Source organism: Pseudidiomarina fusca (assembly GCF_032227045.1).
Classification (GTDB): domain Bacteria; phylum Pseudomonadota; class Gammaproteobacteria; order Enterobacterales; family Alteromonadaceae; genus Pseudidiomarina; species Pseudidiomarina fusca.
The window spans coordinates 1-814 of the sequence record NZ_JANFPJ010000023.1 but is presented as its reverse complement, the minus strand read 5'-3'; the positions used below and the strand labels follow the sequence as shown (position 1 = coordinate 814).

The following is an 814-nucleotide window of genomic DNA, read 5'->3' as shown; positions in this document are numbered from 1 at the left end:
GAGTAATAATTCCCTAAAATCCACGCTCGCTGTTTTACCAACAGTACATTCCAATACGCACCCGTAGCTCAGCTGGATAGAGCGCTGCCCTCCGGAGGCAGAGGTCACAGGTTCGACTCCTGTCGGGTGCGCCATAATTCTATAGCCTGACATTGATAGCAAGTACTAACTTTGAGGCTTTTGTGCCGATTCTGTGCCAAAATTGTGACTTGTTAAGGTTTTGCCTCCAAGTTTCATGACCTTCGCACAACATTCTTGCTCTTAATCGATTTAGGAAGCAAATTCTGTCGTTTTCTCTTAAGCATAAACAACAATATTCAATTTTAAGCATCGTCTTTAAATAATTCCTGTGCTGTATAATACAAGCTTTGATCAAAACGACGTTCTGGACTTAACTCTTTGTGCCCGCCATTCATAATCACATTTGTGATGCTAGATAATTTCATAATTGGATTATAACGTCGAGGATGATTCATAAATCTACGAGTCATTTTACCATTCAGAGCAAATTCTTTGTCAGTCTGCAGGTTGAAAGCCATTTGAGTATAAATATTATGAATATTTACCTTATCTGTTTGTGTTAGTTCGTAAAGAATCCTTGCAAGCCTTAGCGTTGATCTATAAAGCCTTGTAACTTTCCCCACATCTCGCTCTCTTGATGCGCAATCAATAAAGGTACGGCAAATAGCAAAGTCGCTCCAAACAAAAATAGGGTATACGGATTTAATGGTTGATGGGGCACCTTTACCCCACCAACCTGATACCATTATCAGATGGTTGATAGATCGACTCCGTAGTTGAGTTCCTCTGCGAA

At 40.3% G+C, this 814-nt stretch carries 1 protein-coding gene and 1 tRNA gene; one reads left to right on the top strand and one right to left on the bottom strand.

What is annotated here, in order from left to right:
* Positions 1-57: 57 nt before the first annotated feature.
* Positions 58-134: transfer RNA gene (locus NOG12_RS10640), tRNA-Arg, on the top strand.
* A gap of 189 nt (positions 135-323) precedes the next feature.
* On the opposite strand, the gene NOG12_RS10635 is transcribed toward NOG12_RS10640, so the two are convergent.
* Positions 324-814: HindVP family restriction endonuclease (locus NOG12_RS10635; protein ID WP_313933260.1), on the bottom strand; the 491-nt coding region annotated here is incomplete at its 5' end.